General features: G+C 32.7%; 19 protein-coding genes. 17 read left to right on the top strand and 2 right to left on the bottom strand.

Annotated elements, in window-relative coordinates; all coding sequences use genetic code 11:
• Positions 1-26: 26 nt before the first annotated feature.
• Both COI44_RS05780 and COI44_RS05775 read left to right on the top strand, forming a co-directional pair.
• Positions 27-833, top strand: a complete 807-nt coding sequence (locus tag COI44_RS05780) for a patatin-like phospholipase family protein (protein WP_098427064.1) — start codon at positions 27-29, stop codon at positions 831-833.
• Complete coding sequence (locus COI44_RS05775; RefSeq protein ID WP_098427063.1) at positions 808-1833, top strand: SepM family pheromone-processing serine protease; 1026 nt, start codon at positions 808-810, stop codon at positions 1831-1833. The genes COI44_RS05780 and COI44_RS05775 overlap by 26 nt, the downstream gene beginning before the upstream one ends.
• 94 nt (positions 1834-1927) lie before the next feature.
• Here the strand turns inward: COI44_RS05775 and COI44_RS05770 are convergent, their stop codons facing one another.
• Positions 1928-3163, bottom strand: a complete 1236-nt coding sequence (locus COI44_RS05770) for a nucleotidyltransferase (protein ID WP_286163787.1) — start codon at positions 3161-3163, stop codon at positions 1928-1930.
• A gap of 800 nt (positions 3164-3963) precedes the next feature.
• Between COI44_RS05770 and COI44_RS05765 the strand changes: the two genes are divergently transcribed.
• The 4 genes from COI44_RS05765 to COI44_RS05750 all read left to right on the top strand — a co-directional run bounded on the left by COI44_RS05765 (position 3964) and on the right by COI44_RS05750 (position 6308).
• On the top strand, positions 3964-4479 hold the full coding sequence (locus COI44_RS05765; protein ID WP_097975625.1) for a YceD family protein: 516 nt from the start codon (positions 3964-3966) through the stop codon (positions 4477-4479).
• A gap of 55 nt (positions 4480-4534) precedes the next feature.
• A complete protein-coding gene (gene rpmF / locus COI44_RS05760) occupies positions 4535-4708 on the top strand; it encodes a 50S ribosomal protein L32 (RefSeq protein WP_025672195.1) in 174 nt (57 codons plus the stop codon).
• Positions 4709-4882: 174 nt separating this feature from the next.
• Entirely contained in the window at positions 4883-5650 is a 768-nt protein-coding gene (locus COI44_RS05755) for an enoyl-CoA hydratase/isomerase family protein (RefSeq protein ID WP_098427061.1), read from the top strand.
• A gap of 76 nt (positions 5651-5726) precedes the next feature.
• A complete protein-coding gene (locus COI44_RS05750; RefSeq protein WP_098427060.1) occupies positions 5727-6308 on the top strand; it encodes an RsfA family transcriptional regulator in 582 nt (193 codons plus the stop codon).
• Positions 6309-6355: 47 nt separating this feature from the next.
• Here the strand turns inward: COI44_RS05750 and COI44_RS05745 are convergent, their stop codons facing one another.
• On the bottom strand, positions 6356-6769 hold the full coding sequence (locus COI44_RS05745) for a GNAT family N-acetyltransferase (RefSeq protein ID WP_286133936.1): 414 nt from the start codon (positions 6767-6769) through the stop codon (positions 6356-6358).
• Between the two features lie 147 nt (positions 6770-6916).
• On the opposite strand from COI44_RS05745, the gene COI44_RS05740 reads away from it, so the two are divergent.
• From COI44_RS05740 to murD, 11 genes are all read left to right on the top strand, one after another.
• A complete protein-coding gene (locus tag COI44_RS05740) occupies positions 6917-7804 on the top strand; it encodes a 2-dehydropantoate 2-reductase (RefSeq protein WP_098427059.1) in 888 nt (295 codons plus the stop codon).
• A gap of 6 nt (positions 7805-7810) precedes the next feature.
• On the top strand, positions 7811-8203 hold the full coding sequence (locus COI44_RS05735; protein ID WP_098427058.1) for a DUF3397 family protein: 393 nt from the start codon (positions 7811-7813) through the stop codon (positions 8201-8203).
• 26 nt (positions 8204-8229) lie between these two features.
• Positions 8230-9858, top strand: coding sequence for a bacillithiol biosynthesis cysteine-adding enzyme BshC (bshC, locus tag COI44_RS05730; protein ID WP_098427057.1), 1629 nt, complete (start codon positions 8230-8232; stop codon positions 9856-9858).
• A 204-nt stretch (positions 9859-10062) separates the two neighbouring features.
• On the top strand, positions 10063-10494 hold the full coding sequence (mraZ, locus tag COI44_RS05725) for a division/cell wall cluster transcriptional repressor MraZ (RefSeq protein ID WP_098427056.1): 432 nt from the start codon (positions 10063-10065) through the stop codon (positions 10492-10494).
• Between the two features lie 31 nt (positions 10495-10525).
• Entirely contained in the window at positions 10526-11458 is a 933-nt protein-coding gene (gene rsmH, locus COI44_RS05720; protein ID WP_056471111.1) for a 16S rRNA (cytosine(1402)-N(4))-methyltransferase RsmH, read from the top strand.
• 12 nt (positions 11459-11470) lie between these two features.
• The gene (gene ftsL, locus COI44_RS05715; protein ID WP_098427055.1) at positions 11471-11836 is read left to right on the top strand and encodes a cell division protein FtsL; all 366 of its coding nucleotides are present in this window, start codon (positions 11471-11473) and stop codon (positions 11834-11836) included.
• Between the two features lie 11 nt (positions 11837-11847).
• Positions 11848-14040 carry a penicillin-binding protein gene (locus COI44_RS05710; protein WP_098427054.1) on the top strand — a complete coding sequence of 731 codons (2193 nt, stop codon included), beginning with the start codon at positions 11848-11850 and terminating at the stop codon, positions 14038-14040.
• A gap of 132 nt (positions 14041-14172) precedes the next feature.
• On the top strand, positions 14173-16125 hold the full coding sequence (locus tag COI44_RS05705; protein WP_098427053.1) for a stage V sporulation protein D: 1953 nt from the start codon (positions 14173-14175) through the stop codon (positions 16123-16125).
• Between the two features lie 25 nt (positions 16126-16150).
• Positions 16151-17617 (top strand): UDP-N-acetylmuramoyl-L-alanyl-D-glutamate--2,6-diaminopimelate ligase, encoded by a 1467-nt coding sequence (locus tag COI44_RS05700; RefSeq protein ID WP_098427052.1) that lies wholly within the window; start codon positions 16151-16153, stop codon positions 17615-17617.
• Positions 17618-17722: 105 nt separating this feature from the next.
• Positions 17723-18697: a phospho-N-acetylmuramoyl-pentapeptide-transferase gene (mraY, locus tag COI44_RS05695; RefSeq protein WP_098427051.1), complete on the top strand. Its 975-nt coding sequence runs from the start codon at positions 17723-17725 to the stop codon at positions 18695-18697.
• Positions 18698-20050 carry a UDP-N-acetylmuramoyl-L-alanine--D-glutamate ligase gene (gene murD, locus COI44_RS05690; RefSeq protein WP_098427050.1) on the top strand — a complete coding sequence of 451 codons (1353 nt, stop codon included), beginning with the start codon at positions 18698-18700 and terminating at the stop codon, positions 20048-20050.
• Positions 20051-20079: the final 29 nt, after the last annotated feature.

Genomic DNA, 20079 nt, shown 5'->3' with positions numbered 1-20079 from the left:
AAGAGTTTAATTGGAGGGGAAACAACTTGGAACCGAAAATTGGTTTAGCATTAGGTTCAGGAGGTGCACGGGGATTTGCACATGTTGGTGTAATTTCCGTTTTAAAAAAGCATAATATTCCTATAGATCTGATTGCAGGCAGTAGTATAGGTGCTTTAGTTGCTGTTTTATACGGTGCTGGTGCGGATGTAGATCGTCTATATAAAATTGCAAAAGTATTTCAATCTAAATACTATATTGACTATGTTGTTCCAAAAATGGGTTTGATTTCTGGGAACAGGGTTAAAGAGTTAATAAAAGTACTTTCATTTGGTAGAAAGCTCGAAGAATTAGACTTGCCAGTGTCGGTAATCGCTACAGATTTATTAACAGGAGAAAAAATTGTATTTCAAAAGGGAGATATTGCTACTGCAGTCCGAGGGAGTATTTCAATTCCGGGAATTTTTGTACCAGAAACATGGAATGGAAGGCTTTTAGTTGATGGTGGAGTCATCGATCGTATCCCAGTTTCAGTTGTAAAGGAGATGGGGGCGGATTTTATTATTGGAGTAGATGCTTCACCGATTCAAGTTAGTGGTGAAGTTTCGACGATCTATGACGTGATTATGCAAAGTATTGAAATAATGCAGCATGAGCTCGTTAGAAATAGAGAAATTGCTTCGAATGTTATGATAAGACCTAAATTAGACCATGTTAATTCTAGAAATTTTACTGACCTTGAAAATATTATCAAAATAGGTGAAGAAGCTACAGAAAAATTAATACCTGAAATTCTTGAAAAGATTGACCAATGGAAGGAGAAAAATAGTGATAAAAAGGATCAGAATTCTTAATGTACTATTAGTACTTGGTATTACGCTAATTCTTTTATATTTCATTCCATTACCATACTATGTTACAAAACCAGGCTTAGCCGAGCCTTTAAGGCCATATGTAAAAGTTGAAGGTGCAAAAAAAGATAAAGGTGAATTTATGCTAACGACCGTAGCAATGGGTAAGGCAAATGTCTATTCATATATTGGTACGAAAATTAATGACAATTACCATCTATACAAGATAGATGAAATAAAAGTAAAAGGTGAAAGTGATGAAGATTATCAGTTCCGCCAATTAAGGTATATGGAAGAATCAAAGCAAGCTGCGATTTTAAACGCATATAAGCAGGCTAAAAAATCTTATAAAGTGACGGAAAATGGAATAGTAGTCGTATCTGTTTTAAAGGATATGCCAGCCCATAACGTATTAATGCTAGGTGACATTATCACTAAAATCGACGGGAAAGAAATTCGTACGATAAATGATTTTACTAATACTGTAAAAAGTAGAAAACCTGGTACAAATTTTAATTTAGAAGTAAGTAGAAATGGGAAAATTAAATACTTTAATATTAAAACAGAAGCTTTTAAAGACGAACCGAATCGTGCTGGAATAGGTGTTTCTATAGCAGAAAATTTAGATCTAACTACAAATCCAAAAGTTAAAATAAATTCAGAAGAAATCGGTGGACCTTCAGCGGGACTGATGTTTGCTCTAGAAATTTATGATCAATTAAAAGACGAAAATTTAGCAAAAGGTCATGAAATAGCTGGAACTGGAACAATTGATAAAGATGGAGTCGTTGGTCCGATTGGTGGTATATCTCAAAAAATAATTGCAGCGTCTGATTCGGGGGCAGAGATTTTCTTTGCACCAAATGAGAACGGTAAAAAGAATTCTAATTATAATGAAGCTGTAAAAAGTGCGAAAAAACATGACTTGAAAATGAAAATAATACCAATTGATACATATAACCAAGCAATCAATTATCTTGAAAAATTAAAGACAAAAAAATAATTTGATTAGAATCGGTGCATGATAAAAATGGCAGGATATAGGGGAAAACCCTAAACCTGCCATTTTTGAGTTTATAATAGTTAGTTGAAACTACTTAAGATCTACTAAATTGATTACTTTTTTCATCATAAATAATTGGATACAATGAATATTCGGTTTTTATTAATTTTTGTTGATTGTCTAATGAAAGCATCGAAGCATAAGTATGGGTTGCTTTCAAATCAGTACTTAGTTCTTTTTGGTTTTGCTGATTAATAGTCGTGTAAATTGGTAATTCAATTAATTTTTTTTTGCTATTTAAATAAGTTTTTCCGATTGAACTCATTCCAAGTAAACGAATATAAGGAACGCGATCTTTCTCTAATATTGCTGACATTTCCTTTTTTGATGTATTTGTTAAGATATGTGTTAACAATCTTTGAATTCGAGTCCAAGTATATCTCTTTGTTTTTATAGATGTCATTAACTCTTCAAAATTAAGACAGTTTAATACAGAATGTAATACTCTTCTTTCTAAACCCTCGACAGCTTCGTAAATTTCTTCAAGTTCTTCTTTAGTTGAAGTCATTAATTTATATTTCAAAAATGGTAAATATTCATTCCAAGAATGAAGAGCACCATACTCGTTTATGTATTCTTCAATTGAATCTTTAGTAAAGCTTGGAACAAAGTTAGAAATCGATTGATTGTCACCTTTTAGAATTTTTCTAATTGCTGTAGCGCTAGCGATACTATGATGATTGGTATCTTCATCATGATAATTTGCAGCTATTCGCTGAATCGTTCTACCTTCCATTCGACTATCAAAATGTTCAATAGCTTCTAAATAATGTATTCCTAAAATATTATTTGGAAGTGATACATCTAGCTTTGATGATTCAAGATTTATTTGTAAAGCAGTACTATATGCAGCGGGATAACTTAGTCCTTCATCAAGAAAAGTACGGATACTTGTATTGATTGAAGAAGTAAGCTGCTTCTTTTGTTTGATTAACTCGTAAAATGTCTCAATTTTACCTTCTTCACTTCCAAAACAAACATAATCACATTTTAAAGAATCAAGAATTGAAATAGCTCCTTTGGCAAAGATGCTAGCGTGTTGAGTCGAATAACTATAAGGTAATTCAATAACAAGATCTGCACCTGCTTGTAAAGCCAACTTTGTTCGTACATGCTTTGGAACGACTGCTGGCTCGCCTCTTTGTAAAAATTGGCCACTCATTACCGCAATAACAACATCAGCATTTGTACTTTTTTTAGAACTAGTTAAGTGAAAAACATGTCCATTATGTAATGGGTTATACTCTACTACTACTCCAACCGAACGCAGAGAAATGCACCTCCAATATTTACTAATTTCACGAATTTATACAATAAGAATACCAGTTTTGAGAAATAATTCGCAACCTAGTGTGAATTGTATTGAATTTTATTGTGGAAAATAATATATTAGATAGGTTACATATAAGAAGCAAGGTCAAGGTTTTAAGGGGAAAACTAGTAACCAAGTCTAAAGCTTTTAGTGATTTTTCGTCTTATGGTTATCGGGAATTCAGTCAAAGAAGTAGATATGATGTCTAGTTCCACAAGCTAGCTCTTCGGTAATATTCCATTAATCTTCGAAGTGGAAAGAGCGCCACTTCTTTTAGCTGAATGGAGATATTCTGAAAAAGAAGCAGACAAGATGTCTAGCTCCGGCTACTAACTCCTCGAGTCATAAGCCAATTTTCATCTAAGATTAAAGAGCAAATCTTAGCTGAAGATCGTGTTATGCTTGTCGGGAATTCAGTTGGAGAAGTATGTTTGATGTCTAGTTCCGGCTCATAGCTCCTCGAGGTCATAAGCCAATTTTCATCTAAGATTAAAGTGCAAATCTTAGCTGAAGATCGTGTTATGCTTGTCGGGAATTCAGTTAGAGAAGTATGTTTGATGTCTAGCTCCGGCTCCTAGCTCCTCGAGGTCATAAGCCAATTTTCATCTAAGATTAAAGAGCAAACCTTAGCTGAAAACCGTCTTATGCTTGTCGGAGCTGAACAGTCGCCTCCGCTTTTCGGAAGTGTAAAGAAAAAATATTGACAAGTGATTATAAAGAATATATAATTTTCATTGTTGCCTTGAGGTGGTTTATTTATGAAATGGTCAGTGCACCAGTTGCAGAAATTAAGACATAAAGGTTTAAATTTAGATGAGACAATTGATGTAAGTCAAATAAAGGAACGTAATACTGATATTCGAGAGGTTTCTCCAATTCGAGTTACTGGACGAGTTGATTTTGGAACGAACCGTTATACGTTTCATTTAACAATAACTGGATATTTAATTTTACCTTGTGTAAGAACATTAGTTGATGTAAAATATCCTTTGTCGATTACCACAACAGAAACATTTTTTACAACATCTGAATGGAAAAGTGAAGATGAGAATTTTCACATCCTAGAGGGTGACGTGTTAGACTTAACCCCAGTGATTGAGGAATGTATCTTAGCCGAGATTCCAATGCAGGTTTTTGCAGAGGATGTTGAGGGGAAAGAAACAGCTCCAACGTCAGGAACAGATTGGGAAGTTAGGGAACATGTCGAAGTAGAGCAAAAAATTGACCCTCGACTTGCTGGTTTAGCAAAATTTTTTGACAAACAAGATAATTGAGAAGTACCGGATAACCGGCTTCATAACAAACACTGACTTTAAGGAGGTGGGATCAATGGCAGTACCTGCAAGAAGAACGTCCAAAACTGTAAAAAGAAAGCGTCGTACGCATTTTAAATTAGCGGTACCTGGAATGGTTGAATGCCCAAACTGTAGTGAATTAACATTAGCACACCGCGTATGTAAATCATGCGGACACTACAAAGGAAAACAAGTACTTAGCAAATAAGCTAGTCTTTGAATGAGCACATAGGAAACTATGTGCTTTTCCTTTTGCCTTTAAACGGATTTTGTCTATGATCGATTCCTTTAAAATCATGCTTCCTCTTACCTCTGCCCATTTCAATTTCTGTATAGTATAATAAAAACTAATAGGAAACTAGGTAAAGAGAGAGGGATTCCAATGTCTGAAGTAATTACTTATCAAAGAGATGAAATAGATTATATATTTTTAAATAGGCCTAATTACGGGAATTGCATTGATGAAAATACTGTAGAAAAACTTTCTGAAATTATCCGAGAAATCCGAATGAAATCCCAAAGTAAACTAGTTGTATTAACAGGGGAAGGTATGAAATATTTTTGTACCGGTGGAGATTTAAACACAATTTTAAAGTTTAAAAATAATTTAAATGGATTGGAATCTTTTAATCTAAAAATGTGTGATGTGATTTATCAAATAGCTATGTTACCACAAATTACAATCTGTTTTATTAATGGTTATGCTTTAGGTGGCGGCTGCGAACTGGCAAGTGCATTCGATTTTAGATACGCGAGTCACAATGCAAAAATAGGATTTATTCAAGGGAGAATGGGAATTCCAACCTCATGGGGTGGAGGGACCGTACTTCAAGAAAAAATGAGTCATCAAGATTGGATTACATTACTATCATCCTCAAATATTTACACCGCATTTCAAGCTAAGAAGATCGGCTTTATTCATGAACTATCAAAAGATTTAACAGGTTTACATAATGAAAGCTTTATTAGTTTAGCTAGAAGTATTCCAGCACATATTCATCATCAAAATAAAAAAATACTTATTCGTAAATGGACTGAGCAAAATCTTAAGAGAAGAATGGAAGAAGAAGTTATTTCTGCTATGCCACTTTGGTTTTCAGATGAACACATAAAAAATATCGAACAATTTACAAAAAAATTGGAAAAGTAATCTTCTACCTTCATTTTTTTGTGCATATGAATTAGTAAAATCTGCTTATTGCATAAGAAATTGGAGGGGATTGCAAATGGTTGCAAATCGCCAGGATGCATGGACAAAAGATGAAGATAACTACTTAGCTGAAGTAGTTTTAAAAACGATAAATGAAGGGTCAACTCAATTAATGGCATTTAAAGTGGTAGCAAAGAACTTATCAAGGACAGCTGCTGCTTGCGGTTACCGATGGAATTCTTTTGTTAGAAAGTTCTACAAAGAAGAGATTGAAAAAGCAAAAAATAGTAGTAAAAAACAGGCTGTTCCCTCAAATGAGGAAGAACCAACTCATGATTCGGAAATCATTATTAATGAGATTCACGAAGAGGGTACAACAGAAAAAGGCCATTCCGAAATAACCTTTGAGTCAGTATATAAATTCCTTGAATATTTGAGATTAAAAGTTGATGCCAGTGGACGAATTAAAGATATTCAATCTCTAGAAAAAAAGCTATTAAAATATAAACAAGAAAATGAACAATTGAAAATTGAAAAACAACAATTAGTTGAAAAACTAAATGAGCTTCAAAGTGAATATGAACATTTATTTGATTTTTTAGATCAAAAACGAAAAATAGTAAATATTAGTACTAAAAATGACACGAAGGTAAAATAAAATGAAAAAACTCAACATCTCCTAATGGGGTGTTGAGTTTTTTGTCTTTATTTATTTTCAGGTTTCCAAATGACAAATTCAGAATCTGCCTCAATGAAACCTTGTTTTTTCCAAAATTCATTTGAATTTGCTCTTGGTATAGTTTTAATTGTTTTCTTAAAGGATTTAGCGAAATTTACTAATTCTTTTCCGTACCCATTCTTTTGATAATAAGGTAGAACTTCCATTTTATTAATTTCAATTAAATCTTCATTATTTTCACTATGTGTATATAAACTCATTCTGGCAATAAGTGCCTTGCCTAAGTAAATACCATAGAAAGGAGATTGAAACTCGTTATCAATTAAATTTGATTCAAGATCTTCAAGCATTGATAGCTCTTGTAAACCGTAACCGGAAAATTGCTGAAATTGTTCAAGTGTTTTAAAATTTATTTGTAAACGTTCTATCTTGATGTTCAAAAAAGCTCCCCCTTAAAAAGAATGTAAATTTTTAATATTTTAAATATAATTATATCGTACAATTAAATTTAAAAAAAGATAGATTCGGTGTAAATTTATTATCAAAAAGATAATAGTGGAAAAATAATTTTTCGATTGGAGAAATCAATGAAAATAGGCATAATTGGTGGTGGTGCCGTCGGTCTTCTTACAGCATCGTATTTGTATCAAAATAAACATAATGTTACATTGTTTACGAGAACAGAAGAACAGGCAAATCTCATAAATAACATCGGTGTTATACTTTCAGTAGATGAAAAAAAGAAACAAATGTGTATAAAAGCAAATAAATTATTACCTAAAATAGACACGTTCGATCTATTAATTGTTTGTGTTAAGCAATATCATTTAAATCAAATCGTTAACACGTTAAATCAATATGAGGGTGAGAATATATTATTTCTTCAAAATGGAATGTCTCATATTGAAATCGTTAAAAATTTACCCATTCCAAATTGCTTTATAGGTATAGTTGAACACGGCGCATTAAAAACTTCTCCTAATGAAATAACGCATACTGGTAAAGGTATAATTCGAATTGGACAAATAAAAGGGAAAATAGATGCTTTAAATCGTTTATCAAGTTTACATACAGCTGAGTTTCCAATTAAAAGCCAAGATGATTGGGAGTATATACTTAAACAAAAGTGTTTAATAAATTGTGTTATTAACCCTTTAACTTCCATATTGAACGTTCGAAATGGTGAATTAATCACTAATGAGTATTTTAAACCAATTTGTAAATTATTATTTAATGAGGTTGCAACGATCCTAGATTTAAATAACCAAAAAGAGTGGGATAAATTAGTAGAAATATGTGAGAAAACGAAAGAAAACTACTCATCAATGAACCGAGATCTATTTCACGGTAGAGAAACAGAAATTGAAAGTATGCTAGGATTTGTTAAAAAATTGGCAATTAATAAAAAAATAAATGTACCGACAATTGAACTTGTGTACAATAGTATAAAAGGACTTGAGAAGAAAAAGGGGTAATTCTTTTTGGAAAAATTTTTCATTTTCTTTATTTCACTATTAATTGAATTTCCGATTTTTTCAACAATATTTTTCTATATGTTTTTAAAATTATTTTTTAAAAATAACAAGCGTAAACTTTTGCTTTTTACGTTAGATTTATCTACAATTCTATATATTAGTTCATTTTATTTTGTTTTAAAAATGATTTTTCCGACTGCAACAGGTTGGATATTAATTAATTTATTATTGGTTATCTTATTTATTAGTATTATTCTTCAATGGAAAGCAAAAAGAGATATTCGGTTTACTAAGCTACTTAAAGGTTTTTGGAGAATGTCATGTATTTTGTTTATTATTCTTCACTGTATTACCGTGTTGGCTGGTTTAGTTTTAAAAATAACTGAGTATAATGCTTAATTGAAGAGCGAGAGAGGAAGTTCGTAATGCAAATTAGCAAAGTCCATTTAGACGGGCAAAATAAATTGCTGAATGATTTTGTAAATGGAAATGAAGTAATTTCTTCTTTCTTTGGTGAAAATCCATTAGTAAAGGAAGAAATGGAATATAGAATTAAAAATGTAATGGAGCGTTCTTATAATCGCACAGGATTAGTTAATGCACTAGAGAAGTTTCATCATAAGCATCATGCAAGTAATGAATCATTAGAAAATGTGAAAAAATTACTTAATAACGATTCATTTGTTGTAATTGGTGGACAACAAGCTGGCTTATTAACTGGCCCATTGTATTCTATACATAAAATTATTTCAATTATTCAATTGGCCAAGAAATATGAAAAGGATCATGGTCTAACAGTTGTCCCAGTGTTTTGGATTGCCGGTGAAGACCATGATATAGATGAAATTAACCATATTCATACAATTGAGAACAATACAGTAAAAAAACAAACTTTTTATCAAAAAACGACTTATTCCCATGCTGCTTCTAAAACAGAATTAGATCAACAGGAAATGAAGAAGTGGATTGATAAAATCGTTAAAACTTTTGATGAAACGAATTATTCAAAAGATTTACTTGAAGAACTATATTCGATAATTGAGCAATCTACTACTTACGTAGATTTTTTTGCGAAAATTATTTTTAAATTGTTCAAAAAAGAGGGACTTGTCTTAATTGATGCCGACGATCCGAATGTTCGTGAGTTGGAATCATCTTTATTTAATGAAATGATTCAAAAGCAAGAGAACGTCAGAGGGGTTTTAAAGGATACGAAAAGCAGATTAATAAAATCAGGGTACCACGAAACACTTCAAATTTCTGAACAGAGCATTCATCTTTTTTACCATAGTGATGAAGGTAGACAGTTACTTGAAGTTTCTGAAAGTGAAGATGTTTTTCAAACAAAAAATAAGAATTATCAATTCTCTAAACTTGAGTTGATCAAAATCGCTAATGAACAGCCAGCCCTATTAAGTAATAATGTGGTTACTAGACCAGTCATGCAGGAGTATTTATTTCCTACACTAGCATTTGTTGGTGGCCCTGGTGAAATTGCTTATTGGGCTGAGTTAAAGGACGTTTTTAATCTATTTAACCTTCAAATGCCACCTGTGTTTTTAAGACATATGTTTACTATTTTTGAAAGAAATATTGTATCAGCATTAGAAGATTTTTCATTAGATATTAATGATGTGCTGAAAACATCATTAGAAGAGAAGAAAGTAAAATGGATTAAAGACCAAGTAAAACTAGACTATAAAGAAGTGTTTAGCCATGCTAAAAAATCTTTAGAAGAATTGCATAAACCTCTTCAAGATGTAACGAATAAAGTAACACCTAACTTAAAGGATTTTTCTATAAAGAATTATGTAAAGATAGAAGAACAAATTCTACTTTTAGAACGAAAAATAGAAGAAACAATTTTAAAGCAAAATGAAGAGCAAATTGAAAAGTGGAATCGAATCATCTGTTCAATTTCTCCTAATGGGAAACCACAGGAACGAACACTAAATATTCTCTACTATATTAATAAATATGGTTTTGATTTTGTTCATGAGCTTTGTGATTTAAACCTATCATGGGATTACGCCCATCAAATTGTAAAAATTTAAGCCGATATTCAAAATATTGCCTTTATTAATATAAATAGTTGTTTTTTATAAGAAACAAACATTGAAATAAGCTGAATTTTATAATAAAAATGAAATCCTGCTGCACTGTTAGCAGGATTTTTTTGTTTTTTAAAGAATTTTTTAGAAAAGGTGGTAAGAAGTGGGGGAATGTGGTAAGTTTGTGTTAGAAAGTGGGGGAATAGGATGTTTATCGGTGAATATCAACATAATATCGATGTAAAAGGACGTCTTATTATACCTTCTAAATTTCGAGACAAGCTTGGTGAAAACTTCATTGTTACAAGAGGTTTGGATCAATGCTTATTTGGCTATTCATTGGCCGAATGGAGTGTAATTGAAGATAAACTGCGCACACTACCACTAACTAAAAAAGATGCGAGAGCATTTACCCGTTTTTTCTTCTCAGGGGCAATGGAATGTGAGATGGATAAGATGGGGAGAATTAATATAACACCTAACTTACGCAGTTATGCAAAATTAGAAAAAGAATGTGTAGTAGTTGGTGTTACAAATCGAATTGAGATTTGGGATTTAACAACTTGGAATACATATATGAATGAATCAGAAGAGTCATTTGGTGAGTTAGCAGAAAACTTAATCGGATTTGACTTGTAAAAATTAACAAATTGAAAGTAGTGAAAGCATCATGTTTGAACATATTACGGTTTTATTAAAAGAAACTGTTGATTCTTTAGATATTAAGGAAGATGGCATTTATGTAGATTGTACACTTGGCGGTGGAGGTCATAGTGAATACTTACTATCTCAACTTTCATCAAAGGGTAGATTAATCGCTTTTGACCAAGATGAAACAGCAATTAGACATGCAAAAGAGCGATTGAATAAATATGAAAATCAATTAACGATTGTAAAAAGTAATTTTAAGCATATAAAAGAAGAACTTCATAATTTAGGCATTTATGAAGTAGATGGAATCTTATTTGACTTAGGTGTTTCTTCGCCGCAATTAGACGTTGCTGAACGAGGATTTAGTTTTCATCAAGACGCACCACTTGATATGCGTATGAATCAAGAGCAAACATTATCAGCGTATGAAGTTGTAAATGACTGGCCTTATGAGCAGCTTGTGAAAATATTTTTCCGATATGGAGAAGAGAAATTCTCTAAACAGGTTGCAAGAAGGATTGAAGAATTAAGAGCAAAGAAACCGATTGAAACAACTTTTGAGTTAGTCGAAATCATTAAAGATGCAATACCTGCACCAGCAAGAAGAACAGGTGGACATCCTGCTAAAAGAATTTTCCAAGCAATTCGTATAGCTGTAAATGATGAACTAGGTGTATTTGAAGAAGCTCTAAAAGATGCAATTACCTTAATAAAGCCAAAAGGAAGAATAAGTGTAATAACATTCCATTCATTAGAGGATCGTATTTGTAAAACGATTTTTAAAGAAGCTAGTTCACTTCCGCCGTTACCACCAGGTTTACCAATTATTCCAGATGAGTTTAAGCCGAAGTTAAAATTAGTGACAAGAAAGCCCCTTTTACCAACAGATGAAGAAGTCGAATTTAATAAGAGAGCAAGATCTGCAAAATTAAGGGTTGCAGAAAAATTATAAGGAGGGAAAATAATGAGAAATTTGGCTAGAAAGCTTCAACAAAAACAAGTTACTGATTTACAACAAAGACCTTCTAACAAGAAAAAACAAAAGAAAGTATCAAAAATTACACCTTTTGAGAAAATACTTTATTTAGTATTTATTTTTGCATGCTTCTTTATGGGTACAAAAATCATTAAAACTCAAGCGGCAATATATGATACAAATTTAAAAATTCAAAATGTGAAAAATGAAATAGCGAATGGAAAACAGCGTAACTCTGAGCTTAAAATGAAGATTGATGAATTAAGCACATATGAGCGCATATGGCAAAAAGCAAAAGAGTTAGGTTTAAATATTGATAGTAATAATGTAAAGTTTACCGACACTAGCAAGTAGGAGATTGTGATATGAGTAAGAAAAAGAATAAATACACAAATTATGGTATTCGTTGGTTTTTTCTAGGTACTTTACTCCTTTTTATATCACTTGTGGCTAGACTCGGCTATATACAATTATCAGCCACAGTTGAAGGTAAAAATTTAAAAGTTTATGCTGATGAAAATTACAATACATCTCAAAAAATTCCAGCAAAGAGAGGAACAATCTATGATTCACATGGCGTTCCACTTGCGGAAGAGGTGACAGCATATACCGTGTCGGCAGTTCTAGATCCAAGAGCCTCCAAAAACTCGAAAGTGAAAAGGCATGTAGTAGACAAAGAAAAAACAGCTAGAGAATTATCATCAATTTTAGATATCGATGAATCGGAACTTTTAGCGAAATTAGGTAAACCCAAATATCAAGTTGAATTAGGACCAGGTGGAAGAAATATTTCTCAAAGCACAAAAGAACAAATTGAGAAATTAAAGCTACCTGGTATTGTTTTTACTCCTTCACAGCAGCGATATTATCCAAATGGTGTATTTGCTTCTCATACGTTAGGGTATACGAATGTAAATGATAATGGTGACCTAATTGGAGAAATGGGATTAGAAAAAGCATTGAATAATGAGTTAACCGAAAAAGATGGAAAAAGAAGTTTTTTACGTGATCGAAAAGGAAATATTTTACCATATGAAAATGAGAAGGTTACTCCTCCACATAATGGCGATGATGTGTATTTAACAATAGATACAAAGATTCAAAGTTTACTAGAAGATGCAATGACTAGCGTTGAAAAAAAATATGAGCCAGAAAAGATTATGGCAATCGTTTCTGATCCAAAAACCGGTAAAATTGTTGCAATGAGTAATCGCCCAAGCTTCAATCCGAATCTTCATGACATTACAAACTTTACAAATGACCCGATTTCATATGCAATTGAAGCAGGTTCTACGATGAAAATATTCACTTTAGGTGCTGCAATGAATGAAGGCGTTTATAATGGAAATGAATATTTCCAATCAGGTCGATATAAAGTACCAGGTGGAGGCACTGTCCATGACGTAAATCGGAACGGATGGGGTTCAATTACTTTTGACGAAGGGATTCAAAGGTCTTCAAACGTTGGTATTTCGATACTACTTAATGAAAAATTAGGTGCAGATCGCTTTTTACAATACTATAAAAACTTTGGATTTACACAAAAAACGAATATTAATCTACCAGGTGAATCAAGTGGTAAATTAGTATTTAATTATCCACTTGAAAAAACAACTACTGCTTTTGGACAAGGATCTACAGTAACTGGAATTCAAATTATCCAAGCTGCAAGTGCTATTGCTAACAATGGAAAAATGATGAAGCCATATATTGTAGATAAAATTGTCGCTCATGATACGAATAAAGTTATTAAAGACTATAAATCTCAGGTTGTTGGTAATCCAATATCAGAAGAAACAGCAAAGAGAGAAAGAGCGTTATTAGAAACGGTTATTACTGCGCCACATGGTACTGGGCACAACTATGCAATTGATGGTTATACTGTCGCTGGTAAAACTGGTACTGCCCAAGTTGTTGACGATCACGGGAAATATCTAAAAGGACGTGGTCAAAACCTTTTTTCATTTATCGGTATGGCACCTGCAGATAATCCAAAATTAGTCGTTTATGTAGCGATGCTTCGTCCAAAACTTGAAGCGACTGAGATCGGTTCAGATGGTGTTTCTGAAATATTTAGAACAGTGACTAAAGGCGCATTAGAGTATATGAAGGTTGAGCCTGTTGAAAATGCCAAAGTAGACAAATTAATCGATAAAGAAAGTATAGAAATTCCGAATTTGAAAGGTCTAACTTTAGATGAAGCAAAATCTTTAGCTATATCTGAGGGATTGAAACCTGTATTATTAGGAAATGGACTAGAAGTTACTGGTCAATCAATTAAGGCAAAAACTCAAGTTGTCAGAGGTACTAATATTTATCTTAAGACAAATGGAACAAATACCATGCCATCTATTATTGGTTGGTCAAAATCGGATGTTAACCGTTTAGGTAAATTATTCAAGCTAAATATCTCATCAAAGGGATCTGGATTTGTTACAAGTCAGAGTATTAAAGAAGATTCAGAGCTACGGGATCATGACTATTTAACGATTGAATTAAATAAACCTAACGGAGCGACAGACGAAGAAAAAGATGTAAAAGTAGATGTACAAGAGTAAAATGGCTGAAATAAGTTTAATTAAATAAAAATGACAATAGACCATTCTAGGACAATAAAAAGCTAGAAGGTCTATTGTATTTGGTACAAGCATATATTGAAACGAACATAATGTAGAGGAGTGTTCGTTTCGATGCGAGTATCTAATGTAACAGTTCGAAAACGATTATTTTTTGTATTCATTGGTGGTTTATTAATTTTTTCTATTATTGCAACGAGGCTTGGTTATGTACAATTCGGTATGGGTGATCTTTTAACTGAGCGAGCGAAAAATTCGTGGAGTCGAGATATTCCATTTGAACCAAAGCGTGGTGAAATTTTAGATCGTAATGGTGTTGCTCTTGCTACTAATAAAAGTGCTCCATCTGTATTAGTCGTTCCTAGGCAAATTAAAGATCCTAAGGAAGCGACTGAAAAACTTGCCCCAATTTTAAAAATCTCCGAAGTAAAACTTTATAAAATTTTAACGAAAAGATCTAGTATGGAACACATTCGAACAGAAGGTATAAAAATTACAAATGAGAAAGCTAAACAAATCCGAGATCTTAACATAGCTGGTGTATACATAGCAGAGGATTCTAAAAGATATTATCCTTTTGGTGACTATCTTTCTCATGTTTTAGGTTTTGCTGGAATCGATAATCAGGGTTTAAACGGATTAGAACTTTATTATGATAAGCAATTAAGTGGTGAAAAAGGTAGTGTACAATTTTATTCAGATGCTAAGGGTCAAAGAATGCCGAATATTGCAGATGACTATATTCCGCCAATTAATGGTTTAAACTTAAAATTAACTGTCGATTCGCGAATACAAACAATTCTTGAACGTGAAATGAATAATGCAACTGCTCAATATAATCCTGATTCAATGATTGGAATTGCGATGAATCCAAATACGGGAGAAATACTTGCAATGAGCAGTCGTCCAAGCTTCAATCCTACTAATTTTAAAAATGTTTCGCCTGAAGTATATAATCGAAATTTACCTGTTTGGTCAAATTATGAGCCAGGTTCAACGTTTAAGATTATTACACTAGCAGCTGCATTAAATGAGGGATTAGTAGATTTGAATAAAGACCATTTTTATGATGATGGGGCTGCTGAAGTAGCTGGAGCTCGTTTGCGTTGTCATAAAAGAGGTGGACATGGCTCTCAGACATTCTTAGAAGTAGTTCAAAATTCATGTAACCCAGGATTTGTAGAATTAGGTAATCGCTTAGGAGAAGATCGTTTATTTAAATATATTCGTAATTTTGGTTTCGGCAAAAAAACAGGAATTGATTTACAAGGTGAAGGTTCAGGGATTTTATTCAGCATGGATCGAGTCGGTCCAGTTGAAGCAGCAACAACTGCTTTTGGTCAAGGTGTATCAGTAACACCAATTCAGCAAGTTGCAGCAGTTTCAGCTGCTATTAATGGAGGAATTCTTTACCAACCTTATATAGCTAAAGAGTTTGTAGATCCGGTTACAAACGAAGTAGTAAGTCGAAAAACACCAATTTCAAAAAGACGAGTTATTTCTCCAGATACATCTAAAAAGGTACGATTAGCTCTAGAAAGTGTTGTTGCACAAGGTACTGGTAAAGGTGCATTTGTGGAAGGGTATCGTGTTGGTGGTAAAACTGGAACAGCGCAAAAAGTAAAAGATGGGCGATACGATGATAGTAGCTTTATTGTTTCGTTCGTAGGGTTTGCACCGGCTGACGATCCTCAAATAGTAGTTTATATTGCAGTTGATAATCCAAAAGGCACTGTACAATTTGGGGGAGTTGTAGCTGCTCCAATCGTAGGGAATATTATTCGTGATAGTATGCAAGTTTTAGGCGTACCACCTAGAAAAAATCAAATCCCAAAAAAATTCGTATACGGTGATACACCAACATATGAAGTGCCAAATTTAATTGGTTTGGAGAAAAAAGATTTGCAACCTTTGCTAGATACTTTTACTATTGAATATAGTGGCAGTGGAAATATTGTCGTTGACCAAGCACCAAAAGCAGGTGTTAAACTAAAAGAAGGTTCTAAAATAAGAATTTATTTAGGAACGAAAGAAGAAACTAAATCTAAAACTAAAGATAAAAAATGATTTAGTGTATACGAAAGGAATTACTATGAAACTTCATACTTTACTATCAAGATTAAAGCCTTTAGTGAATCTTCCATCTGAAAATCCGGAAATCACTGGGGTTGAAATGGATTCAAGAAATGTAAAACCAGGTTATTTATTCATCTGTATTGAAGGATATACAGTGGATGGCCACAAGTACGTAAATCAAGCGATTGAAAAAGGCGCAGTAGCGATCCTTGCACAAAAACCAATTGAATCGAATGTTCCAGTAGCTTATGTGAAAGACACAAATCGTTCGATGGCTGTTGTTGGTAATGCCTTTTATGAAAACCCAACACACAAACTAAACCTAGTTGGTATTACTGGTACGAATGGTAAGACCACTACTTCATATATTATTGAAGAGATTGTTAAACACAATAAGAAAAAAACAGGTGTCATCGGCACAATTGGTATGAAAATAGGAGAAGAGATTTTTGAAACAAAAAATACAACTCCTGATAGCTTAACTTTACAATCAATGTTTGCAAAAATGGTTGACGCAAATGTGGATACTGCAGTTATGGAAGTTTCTTCACATGCATTACACTTAGGGCGTGTTCATGGCTGTGAATATGATATAGCTGTTTTTACAAATCTATCACAAGATCATTTAGATTATCATGGAACGATGGAAGAATATAAAAAAGCTAAAGGTTTATTATTCTCTCAATTAGGTAATAGCTTCTCAACGCAAAAACCTAAATTTGCAATCCTAAATAATGATGATGCTGCTTCTGAAGAATATATGAAGTTTACACAAGCAAATCTAATAACTTATGGTTTAAGTCAAGAAGCTGACTTGTTTGCTGATGAAATTGAATTAACGAATGCGGGTACTAGATTCACATTACATTTTTTAAATAAACAATATGTTGTAGAAATGAATCTAATCGGAACATTTAATGTATATAATGTGTTAGCGGCAATTGGTGCAGGAATCGCATTAAATATAGAAATGGAGACAATCCTAGACGCAGTCGCGACGATTGAAGGAGTACCGGGACGTTTCCAAGCCGTTAATGCTGGGCAGGATTTTACAATTATTGTAGACTATGCACATACACCAGATAGTTTAGAAAATGTATTAAATACTGTTAAGCAATTTGCAAAAAATGATATTTTTACTGTTGTTGGTTGTGGTGGAGATCGTGATCGAACAAAACGACCACTTATGGGTAAGATTGCAGCGGATCTTTCAACAAAAGCGATCTTTACATCGGATAACCCAAGAACAGAAGACCCTACTTTAATTTTAGAAGACATGAAACGCGGATTAGAGCATAATAATATTACGGTAATAGAAGATCGTAAAAAAGCTATAACATTTGCGATTCAAAATGCAAAAAAACATGATATTATTGTTATTGCAGGTAAAGGTCATGAGACATATCAGATTGTAGGAACAAATGTTTCACATTTTGATGATGTTGAAGAAGCTAAAGAAGCTATTTTGCAAAGAAGAGGATAGTATCCTCTTCTTTGTAATGTGAAAAATTGATTTCATAATTCTTTATAAAAGAATTAAACTATTAAGTAAACAACAAAGAAGAGAACTTAGAAAGGAGGGCGTATAATGCTAGAACCGTCAATTTTAGTTGCTATGATTTCAGCATTTATCATTGCAGTCATTTTATCGCCTATTTTTATACCGTACTTAAGAAAACTTAAATTTGGACAGAGTATTCGAGACGAAGGTCCACAATCTCATAAAAAGAAATCAGGAACCCCAACAATGGGTGGGATTATCATATTAATTTCTTTAAGTTTATCTGCACTTTTAATTTCTATGTATTTTGATGTTTTATCAACACGTACATATGTATTATTATTTGTCACAATTTGTTTTGGAGTAATTGGATTTTTAGATGACTATATTAAGGTTGTTAAAAAAAGAAACCTAGGACTAACATCTAAACAAAAATTCATTTGCCAAGTTATTGTGTCAATCATTGTCTTTTTTGCAATACGTGCTATGGGAATCTCTACATCTATTTCGATACCAGGGACACATTATTCATTTGATTTAGGCTTTATCTATGTATTATTAATTATCTTTATGCTAGTTGGTACTTCAAACGCTGTAAATTTAACAGATGGATTAGATGGACTTGTATCAGGTACAGCAGCAATCGCATTTGGTGCATATGCAGTACTTGCTTATAACCAGCACCAGTTGGATGTGGCAATATTTTCAATAGCAGTTGTAGGAGCTGTATTAGGTTTCTTAGTATTTAATGCACACCCTGCAAAGGTATTTATGGGAGATACGGGCTCATTAGCTTTAGGTGGGGCGCTTGCTGCAATTGCAATCGTTACACACTTAGAAATTTTACTTGTTATTATTGGTGGTATTTTTGTAATTGAAACACTATCAGTAATGATTCAAGTTGCATCATTTAAAGCAACTGGTAAAAGGGTATTTAAAATGAGTCCTCTGCACCATCATTATGAATTATCTGGATGGTCAGAATGGCGTGTAGTTGTAACATTTTGGTTTGTAGGATTACTTTTTGCATTATTAGGAATCTATATTGAGGTGTGGATGTAATTGAATAACATATCGAATTTTCAAAATAAAAATGTATTAGTATTAGGAATGGCAAAGAGCGGTTATGCAGCTAGTAGATTATTAAAAAAATTAGGTGCGACTGTAACTGTTAATGATCGAACTCCTTTTGAACAAAATGAAATCGCACAAAAGCTAAAAAGTGAAGGTTTTAACGTAGTTTGTGGTGAGCATCCACTATCATTATTAGATAATCAACCATTTTGTATCGTCAAAAATCCAGGAATTCCATATACGAATCCATTATTAATAGAAGCTGTAAAGCGTAGTATTCCGGTCTATACGGAAATAGAGCTTGCATATTTAATAAGTGAAGCACCTTTTATCGGAATTACAGGCTCAAATGGGAAAACGACAACGACAACTTTAGCATTAAATATGTTACAAGAAGGCAATAAAAAACCACTTGTTGCAGGAAATATTGGTACTGTTGCATGTGAAGTTGCTGAAAATGCAAATGAAGATAATATTATTGTAACTGAACTTTCTTCATTTCAATTGATGGGAATCGAAAGTTTCCGACCAAAAATTTCATTAATCACAAATATTTTCGAAGCTCATTTAGACTATCATGGTACAAAAGATGAGTATATTAAGGCAAAAGCCAATATATTTAAAAATCAAACAGAAAATGATTTTGCTGTCGTTAATTTTGATGATGAGAATGTAATGGCAATGGCTTCTCAAATTAGAGCGAAAATTATTCCATTCTCTACAACTAAAATTATGCAAGATGGTGCATATGTTCAAAATGGCTTTGTTTATTTTAAAGAGAAAAAAGTGATTGAAGTTGAAAAAATTGTCTTACCAGGTAAACATAATTTAGAAAATATATTAGCAGCAGTAGCAATTTCTAAACTACTTGATGTTGAAAACGATGCGATTGTAAAGGTATTAACAACTTTCACAGGTGTAGAGCACCGACTTCAGTTTGTTACAGAAATAAATAAGAGAAAGTTTTATAATGATTCAAAAGCTACTAATATTTTAGCAACACAAAAAGCAATTTCTTCTTTTCAAAAACCAGTCATTTTAATAGCTGGTGGATTAGATCGAGGCAATGGTTTTGACGATTTAATTCCTTATTTTAAAAATGTAAAAAAAATGGTCACTTATGGTCAAACAGCAGAAAAATTAATTGAATCAGCAGAAAAAGCAGGAATGAAAGCAGTAAAATCGGTAGATAATGTTGAAGATGCTGTAAATGAAGCATTCGCTCATTCAGAAGTTGGAGATATTATTTTATTGTCACCTGCTTGTGCAAGCTGGGATCAATTTAAGACTTTTGAAGAACGTGGTAATAAATTTATACAAGCAGTGCATAAGTTAATGTAAGGCTTGTTTAATTCAAAAGTTGAGGTGTA

It is taken from the genome of Bacillus sp. AFS088145 (genome assembly GCF_002564465.1).
GTDB lineage: Bacteria > Bacillota > Bacilli > Bacillales > Bacillaceae_G > Gottfriedia.
The sequence above is the reverse complement of the archived record's forward strand: the minus strand, read 5'-3'. Positions and strand labels throughout refer to the sequence as shown.

Coding starts and splice junctions, on each gene's coding strand:
- COI44_RS05755 (WP_098427061.1), top strand. CDS start 4,883: ATGTCTGAAGTAATTACTTATCAAAGAGATGAAATAGATTATATATTT.
- COI44_RS05700 (WP_098427052.1), top strand. CDS start 16,151: ATGAAACTTCATACTTTACTATCAAGATTAAAGCCTTTAGTGAATCTT.
- rpmF (WP_025672195.1), top strand. CDS start 4,535: ATGGCAGTACCTGCAAGAAGAACGTCCAAAACTGTAAAAAGAAAGCGT.
- bshC (WP_098427057.1), top strand. CDS start 8,230: ATGCAAATTAGCAAAGTCCATTTAGACGGGCAAAATAAATTGCTGAAT.
- mraY (WP_098427051.1), top strand. CDS start 17,723: ATGCTAGAACCGTCAATTTTAGTTGCTATGATTTCAGCATTTATCATT.
- COI44_RS05750 (WP_098427060.1), top strand. CDS start 5,727: ATGGTTGCAAATCGCCAGGATGCATGGACAAAAGATGAAGATAACTAC.
- rsmH (WP_056471111.1), top strand. CDS start 10,526: ATGTTTGAACATATTACGGTTTTATTAAAAGAAACTGTTGATTCTTTA.
- COI44_RS05710 (WP_098427054.1), top strand. CDS start 11,848: ATGAGTAAGAAAAAGAATAAATACACAAATTATGGTATTCGTTGGTTT.
- COI44_RS05740 (WP_098427059.1), top strand. CDS start 6,917: ATGAAAATAGGCATAATTGGTGGTGGTGCCGTCGGTCTTCTTACAGCA.
- mraZ (WP_098427056.1), top strand. CDS start 10,063: ATGTTTATCGGTGAATATCAACATAATATCGATGTAAAAGGACGTCTT.
- COI44_RS05705 (WP_098427053.1), top strand. CDS start 14,173: ATGCGAGTATCTAATGTAACAGTTCGAAAACGATTATTTTTTGTATTC.
- COI44_RS05765 (WP_097975625.1), top strand. CDS start 3,964: ATGAAATGGTCAGTGCACCAGTTGCAGAAATTAAGACATAAAGGTTTA.
- ftsL (WP_098427055.1), top strand. CDS start 11,471: ATGAGAAATTTGGCTAGAAAGCTTCAACAAAAACAAGTTACTGATTTA.